This window comes from Xenorhabdus sp. PB62.4 (assembly GCF_014467285.1).
In the GTDB taxonomy this organism is placed as follows: domain Bacteria; phylum Pseudomonadota; class Gammaproteobacteria; order Enterobacterales; family Enterobacteriaceae; genus Xenorhabdus.
In genome coordinates, this window is record NZ_NKHR01000034.1 from 18,082 (window position 1) to 25,803 (window position 7,722).

At 41.7% G+C, this 7,722-nt stretch carries 6 protein-coding genes and 2 pseudogenes; 1 reads left to right on the forward strand and 7 read right to left on the reverse strand.

Translation table 11 applies throughout. The features are described 5' to 3' along the window. On the forward strand, positions 1-173 hold a 173-nt coding region (locus Xenpb_RS17750), incomplete at its 5' end, for an IS1 family transposase (RefSeq protein WP_222942853.1). Between the two features lie 437 nt (positions 174-610). Here the strand turns inward: Xenpb_RS17750 and Xenpb_RS17755 are convergent. The 7 genes and pseudogenes from Xenpb_RS17755 to Xenpb_RS17785 form a co-directional block, all read right to left on the reverse strand. Continuing rightward, positions 611-1,807 carry an amino acid aminotransferase gene (locus Xenpb_RS17755; protein ID WP_187655500.1) on the reverse strand — a complete coding sequence of 399 codons (1,197 nt, stop codon included), beginning with the start codon at positions 1,805-1,807 and terminating at the stop codon, positions 611-613. 216 nt (positions 1,808-2,023) lie between these two features. Beyond that, the gene (gene alr, locus Xenpb_RS17760) at positions 2,024-3,103 is read right to left on the reverse strand and encodes an alanine racemase (RefSeq protein ID WP_187655501.1); all 1,080 of its coding nucleotides are present in this window, start codon (positions 3,101-3,103) and stop codon (positions 2,024-2,026) included. 111 nt (positions 3,104-3,214) lie between these two features. Further along, on the reverse strand, positions 3,215-4,624 hold the full coding sequence (gene dnaB / locus Xenpb_RS17765; RefSeq protein WP_099114094.1) for a replicative DNA helicase: 1,410 nt from the start codon (positions 4,622-4,624) through the stop codon (positions 3,215-3,217). A 422-nt stretch (positions 4,625-5,046) separates the two neighbouring features. Continuing rightward, the gene (locus tag Xenpb_RS17770) at positions 5,047-5,304 is read right to left on the reverse strand and encodes a helix-turn-helix transcriptional regulator (protein ID WP_187655505.1); all 258 of its coding nucleotides are present in this window, start codon (positions 5,302-5,304) and stop codon (positions 5,047-5,049) included. Between the two features lie 541 nt (positions 5,305-5,845). After that, positions 5,846-7,186, reverse strand: coding sequence for a tail fiber protein (locus tag Xenpb_RS17775; protein WP_187655502.1), 1,341 nt, complete (start codon positions 7,184-7,186; stop codon positions 5,846-5,848). 260 nt (positions 7,187-7,446) lie between these two features. After that, positions 7,447-7,572, reverse strand: a pseudogene (locus Xenpb_RS17780) (hypothetical protein); the annotation flags it as partial. 30 nt (positions 7,573-7,602) lie between these two features. Beyond that, a pseudogene (locus Xenpb_RS17785) lies at positions 7,603-7,722 on the reverse strand (ISAs1 family transposase); the annotation flags it as partial.

Consider the following 7,722-nt stretch of genomic DNA (forward strand, 5'->3'; position numbering starts at 1 on the left):
CTGAAAATACACACCTCGTCGGGAAAAGTTTCACGCAACGTATCGAGCGTGAAAATCTTACACTTCGCAACAGAATTAAACGATTGAATCGTAAAACACTCGGCTATTCAAAATCCCCTGAGATGCATGACAAAGTTATCGGGACTTTTATTGAAAGAGAATACTATCTTTAAAGCAGAGCAACGGATTGAATACATGACCCCTTTATGGGTTAATGTTCATCTTAATAACTGATGAAAGAGCTCAAGATTGGGTATTACATTTTCTTTATTTCCATTCAGTTAATCTTTTGGCTTTAAAAGATTAAGTTAAATATTCAAATGAATTAGGTACTAAGGTGAAAGAGAAGTGTTAAAAATTCAGTTGGTCACTATATAGTAAACCATCATTAATTGACATAGCGAACAAACTTCAAGCAAAAATAACCAATAAAAATCTTCTACTTTGGGCTATAACAGAGATATCTGTGATATAGAAACTCATTTTACCTCGTTATACGGGATATTCTTTACCTTTCTATAAGTTATACTGGCTTGATTCACGTACTTGGTAAAACTTCCCCCGCCCACCATGAGAACAGGGGAGTTATGAATCTTACCGACAATAAAAATTACTGGCTCACCGCAGCAAATGCCTCTGCGATGCGTTGTACGTTATGATGATTCACGCCCGCCATGCAAACACGACCAGAACCGACCAGATAGACACCAAATTCTTCACGCAGTTGATCAACCTGTTCCTGGCTGAATCCGGTATAACTGAACATACCGCGTTGTTTCAGCAAGTGATCAAAGCCTTTCTCTGGCAAGGATTTTTTCAATGCGTTGACCAACACTGTCCGCATTTCCCGAATACGCAAGCGCATCTGTTCAACTTCTTCCAGCCACTGCGTTTTTAATTCAGGGGTACTTAATACTCTTGCGACAACCTGAGCACCAAAATTTGGCGGGCTGGAATAAATGCGTCGCACGCTCGCTTTTAATTGACCTAAGATATGTTCAGTTACTTTTGCATCATCACCAATAACGGATAGGCCACCAACACGCTCACCATACAGCGAAAATATTTTTGAGAATGAATTGCTGACCAAACAAGGTAATTCGGCATTTGCCATCGCTCGAATTGCATAAGCATCTTCTTCCATGCCATCTGCAAGTCCCTGATAAGCAATATCGAGGAAAGGAATCAACGCCTTCTCTTTGGCAACTTGCACTACCTGATCCCATTGGTCATTGTTTAAATCAGAACCCGTTGGATTATGGCAGCAAGGATGCATCAGAATAATGCTTTTTGCGGGCAGTTGCTTAAATGTTGCCAACATTTCGTCAAATTTTACCCCTTTAGTTTTATCATCAAAATAGGGGTAATAATTCACTTTGATCCCTGCACCAGCAAAAATAGCGGCATGGTTTTCCCATGTTGGATCACTACACCACACTTCAGAATCAGGGAAATAACGGTGTAAAAAATCAGCTCCCACTTTTAATGCGCCTGAACCGCCCACGGTTTGAATGGTCGCAACACGTTTCTGATTTAATAAGGGGTGATCTTTACCGAACAACAATTCCTGAATTGCCGCACGATAGGCAAGTAATCCTTCCATTGGGAGATAAAGAGAAGCAGATGATGGCAGAGCACACATTTGTTCCTCAGCAGCGGCAACAGCCTGCAATTGTGGAATTATGCCTTGTTCATTGTAGTAGAGCCCAATGCTCAAATTAATTTTTTCTTCACGGGGATCGCTATTAAATTTTTCCATCAACGACAGGATAGGATCGCCTGCATACGCATCAACATTCTGGAACACTTTTCATACTCCCTGTTATTGAATATACCCGTCGTCTTCTAAGTTGCAGTTTTATTGAGCTGAATTATTCGCCCCAGACACCGTAGTTATAAAAATAGTTATAAACATAGAGTTAGCTATGCGCCTGTGGATTCATTCCCTCGCCGTCGCGCTACATCTTAAAATCCAGTGGGTATATATAAGAAAATGTACTGACAGACAATATAACTTACCGAATTATTCGTCTAGATATTCCATCGCAACACGTGAAGTCAGTTTCGTAATCAACTCATAAGCACTAATCCCTGAATGTTGGGCTATTTTTTCAACTAACAGGGCATTTCCCCAAAGGGTAACTTCATCGCCTACTTTATCCTGACACTCTGGCCCTAAGTCCACGGTAATCATATCCATGGAAACACGCCCAACAAGTGGTACTTCCCGGCCATTAATAAATACTGGCGTACCCGCAGGTGCGCTACGGGGATAACCATCACCATATCCCATCGCCACAACACCAAGATAAGTATCGCGTTCACTATTCCACGTACCACCATATCCTACTGATTCACCCGCCTTATGTTTACGCACGGCAATCAAACTGGATTTTAGTGTCATTGCAGGAATTAAGTTGAAATCGGCTGCTGTTTTACCCTCTATCGGCGAAGCTCCGTACATCATGATACCAGGGCGAACCCAATCCAAATGGGCTTGTGGCCACAATAAAATGCCACCTGATGCGGCAATGGATTTTTCACCAGATTTATCCGCAACAAATGCCATAAAGCAATCAATTTGATGTTGGGTAGTTTCTACGGTAGGTTCATCTGCACGGCTGAAATGGCTGATGATATTCACGGGTTGTTCGACGTTATGGCAACGGCTCAGGCGTTGATAAAATTCTTCTGCTTCATCAATCCTGATTCCCAGACGGTGCATGCCTGTATCCAGTTTCATCCACACTTTAATCGGATGGGGCAATTCCGCCCGCTCTAATGCTTCGAGCTGCTCAATGCTGTGTACAATGGTTTCAATATGGTTAACAACCAGAACAGGTAAATCTGCCGCCTCAAAAAACCCCTCCAATAGCAAAATTGGCTTGACGATCCCTCCACTACGCAGAGCGAGAGCTTCCCCAATCCGGGCAACGCCGAAACAATCAGCGTCTTCCATTGTGTACGCAGTTTCTAATAAACCGTGTCCATAGGCGTTTGCTTTCACAACTGCAATCAGTTTACTGTCAGGAGCTTGTACTCTAACCTGTTGCAGATTATGTCGCAGAGCGCGGCGGTCGATAACAGCAGTTGCCGCTTTCATTTCGTCCCCTTTTTATGATGTTCCGATCAAGAGTGGTAATTAAAAGCCTATCCCCATTATTTGGACGCTGCTTATTTCAGGTCATTTGAATATGAACGATAGGCACCAGAGTTATTCGTCGCTATAGCTTGGCCCTGCATAGTTATCAAACCGTGACCATTGGCCATTAAATGTCAGCCTTACCGTCCCTATCGGGCCGTTACGCTGTTTACCAAGGATGATTTCTGCCACGCCTTTCAATTCACTGTTGTCGTGATAAACCTCATCACGATAGATAAACATGATCAAGTCAGCATCCTGTTCGATAGAGCCTGATTCACGCAGGTCGGAGTTAACCGGACGTTTATCCGCTCGCTGTTCCAAACTACGGTTAAGCTGGGAGAGCGCAACAACTGGCACTTGAAGCTCTTTTGCCAATGCTTTCAATGAGCGTGATATTTCCGCAATTTCCAGTGTCCGGTTATCAGATAAAGAAGGTACTCGCATCAATTGCAGGTAGTCGATCATAATCAAACTAAGCCCGCCATGCTCACGGAAAATCCGTCGCGCACGGGAACGCACTTCTGTCGGCGTCAAACCGGATGAATCATCGATATACATATTACGTTTTTCCAGCAAAATCCCCATGGTACTGGAAATCCGTGCCCAATCTTCATCATCGAGCTGACCGGTACGAATGCGCGTTTGATCCACGCGAGAAAGGGATGCCAACATACGCATCATGATCTGATTACCGGGCATCTCAAGGCTGAAGATCAGGACTGGCTTATCCTGCATCATCGCTGCGTTCTCACACAGGTTCATCGCAAAGGTGGTTTTACCCATTGAAGGACGCGCTGCCACAATAATGAGATCTGATTTTTGCAAACCAGCCGTCTTTTTATCCAGATCCTGATAACCTGTAGAGACGCCTGTCACACCATCATGCGGACGCTGATAGAGTTGTTCAATTCTCTCAACGGTTTCTTCAAGGATCTGTTCAATACCTTTCGGGCCTTCATCTTTATTCGCCCGGTTTTCTGCAATCTGGAATACCCGTGATTCAGCCAGATCCAAGAGCTCTTCGCTAGTCCGCCCCTGCGGATCGTAACCCGCATCTGCAATTTCATTTGCCACCGCGATCATATCGCGCACTACCGCACGTTCGCGGACAATATCGGCATAAGCATTGATATTCGCAGCACTTGGGGTGTTTTTTGACAACTCTGCCAGATAGGCGAATCCTCCTACCTTATCGAGCTCGCCATTCTGTTCAAGAGATTCCGATAATGTAATCAGGTCGATAGGTTTACCCGTTTCGAGTAAACGCTGCATTTCAGAAAAAATACGTCGGTGGGGTCGGCTGAAAAAATCATTGCTGGTAACCCGCTCAGAAACATTGTCCCAACGTTCATTATCCAGCATCAAACCGCCCAATACGGATTGCTCTGCTTCCAAAGAGTGTGGTGGAAGTTTCAGCCCTTCCACTTGGCGATCTTTTGGTTCAGCCATACTGTTGTTCGTTGGTTTTTTTCCAGCCATGTATACCGCGTCAATCCACTAAACAAAAAACGAAATAGCGCATCAGTATACGCCATGAAAACAGCCTTGAGTAATTATAGATAGTCTATACTCGCAATTTAAACACAACCAATTGATATTGAATAAATAACCCTCATTTTTAACGAATTTGTTCTTGTTTATTTATATAATTGTTTATACATAGAACACTGAACAAATCTATAAACAAAGCATAAGATAAAAACAATGCAAAAGAAAAGAAAGAATGAGAGTGAATGTGTGAACAATAAAACGTGGTCAGTACGTTTAACGTTCCCAAACTATAAGGGTTGCGTGTATTCAGTTGAAAACTATTAAAGTAACAACTACGAATATTACTGCTAGTGAGAAGATACCCCGTTACGGCTATCTTCCCGATGATTTTCAAATGGAACCGATTATTTTTATGATTTATCCCGAACCTTGCGTTCAATCAATTCACCATACGAATCAAAATAGCGACTCGGCCAGATTTCAGATGGGTGTATTTCGAGATAGTTAGCTATGATCCATTCGCCTTTCGGCCACGGTCTGCTGAGAGTATTTGCCAATGTAGATGAACTGAGGCCAGATTGACAAGAAACAGCCGCTAAGGTTGTACCGCGTTTACGTAATGCGGCGATGATATCGGCTTGATGCCAGTCATTTTTAACATTATTCATTCCTGCTACCCCTTCCATTAATTGAGAAATTGATGGTGGCGATTCAGACAGGGTTCGCAGTACCGGAACATACCCATCCGGCGAGGACGAAGCCTCCCCTATCAGAACCGCCATTGAATAGGCGATAGCAGACACACTGGTAGAAAGTTCCTACCAGTGGGGTATGTTTACAAGGCTGCGAAACCCTGACCACTGGATTTTGCCAATGGCGGGGGTACGTTAACTGATTGGTTTATCGGACTCAATAATCGAACCAGTAAAAACCGCTTACCTTTTTGCGTTATATATCATCAAACGCTTTTAGTCGCTATTGTTCACTTAAGGTAAAGGCCAAAGATCATTAGAGACACGATATATAGGCCAATACACTAAATGCTCTGACCTTGTGAAAAGAAGTTGTGACTGAATCTATTAGAAGATTTGAGAGATAGCTAACTGGTATTTTCTACGCTTATTGTGTGACGTCCGTGTCCAGATGCCGGAAGACCTAAATTTGGAATCATCGACAACAATCCACAGAAAAGAAAGATTAAACCTGTAATTATTCACTCTTAGCAGTAGGCATTTGTACCCGAACAGAAACAAATCTACCATCAGGGATATCAATTAAATCACCGTCAGAATAACCTTCCCGCACATTTCTAGCAAAAATAGGTACATCAGAGTGTTCACGGTGATAGATCATTATTTTAATTGAACTATCGGAAAGTATCTCATAGTCTACCCAAATTAAAGGTAATTTATTTCTACACAACGGTATTTCAATTCCATTACTTAACCCTCCCCATTCGGCGTTAGTCTCAATATTTAAGACGCCGTTAATAAGATAAATTCCTTTCGATATATGTTCGACAGTTGCACCTTCTGATTCAGTGTTTGTTTCGAATTTACCATTACTCCAAATATTGACGGTTGGTGAAGAATGCTGAAGGAAACCATTACTATCGATCATAGTATTAGATGTCGTTCTAATATATTCCCATTTATTCCATTGCTTAGGCATATCTGCATTGAAAGAACGATAAGCTATAGCTCCTGTTCTCCAATATTCCGTCATTAGTTGGAAACTGTATCTTCCCAAACCTGAAATGTGAATTCCTGAACCAGTGATATTTGCAGAATTATTCCCATCAGAGTATCCAAAGAAAGTTTGATTAATAGGAATATTATTATAATCATTATCAGGTATATTGTTATTCCCCCCTTCTGGAGAATTAACAATCGCTTTTCGTGAAACTAAACAATCATAAATATATTCTTGACTATCGTTCCCACCTGCAAATTTGACACCATCACCATTAAATGCCACTGATAAATTTGCCCATGTATCATTAGAGAACGATTTGAAAGAAACACCATATTGATGTGTAAAAGAATTTATACCATCATTTCGATATATTTTAGATGGGCCTTTATTTCTGAGCCAACTCAGCATCTGAGTATAGTCCGATATTCCAATACGCTCACCCTCCCCTCCAAATCCAAACTCACCTCTTTGTAAAGCGTTTTTTGCTAAGTTTACTGTGGCAGTTAGTCCAATATTTTCCACAAACGCCTCTTTATTCGGAATATCGGCTCCATTCTGTTTCTTCTCCAAATAGAGATTGGAATTGTTACTGAGGGCGTTTTGGTTAGCTGTATTGGCTAGATCATATGCTTTTTTAACAGCTTTAGAGGTTGCAACGGTTATCTCACTGTCATTGTCTATTGCATTACTTAACGTAACAAATCCCGGTTCTGCTTGAGTTGCATATGGATGATTACGGCTTGCCGCGTGTTCTGCAATGGCTTCTTTGATTGAATCTTTGACATATTCTGGCGTTGTAACAATCACGAGATTGCTATCTTCTGAGACAGATACATCAGGCTTTTTATCTTGCATAATTTATTCCCTCATTTAATCAACAATACACATTGCTAAATAACATGAAGGCGGTGGGAGACTTCTCCGCCAGTGAACATCAATAAATTGGTTCATCAATATTGGAGAGTACGGATTGATTTAATTCAGTGGATGAATTGCATGTTTTGTTGGCAGGATGACATAAAATAACAGATGGTAAATTAATAAAATTTATCCAGTGACTGATAAATTTAGTGAAATAAAGGTGAGGTATCTCACCTTTTGAGCATTTGATTTTATTAAACCCCATCAAAGATATCCAGTTTCTGCTGCTGTTCTTCACTCAAGTTAAACGCAAAGTCTTCATGCTCCACCTGCCATGTGCCGAAGCTCATCAGGAACGCAATCGCAGGGTCGATTTTATTCGCAGGGCGGGATTCCACTTTGTATTAAGTTTAATCAAATATAAGCTGACTACGGAATTCCGCTGACCACATTGCTCTTCGGCGTTTAGCGGCCTGACTGTCCTTTATACTGGTATTTTGTTTAATCACATTTAATGCAATTCGATTAAA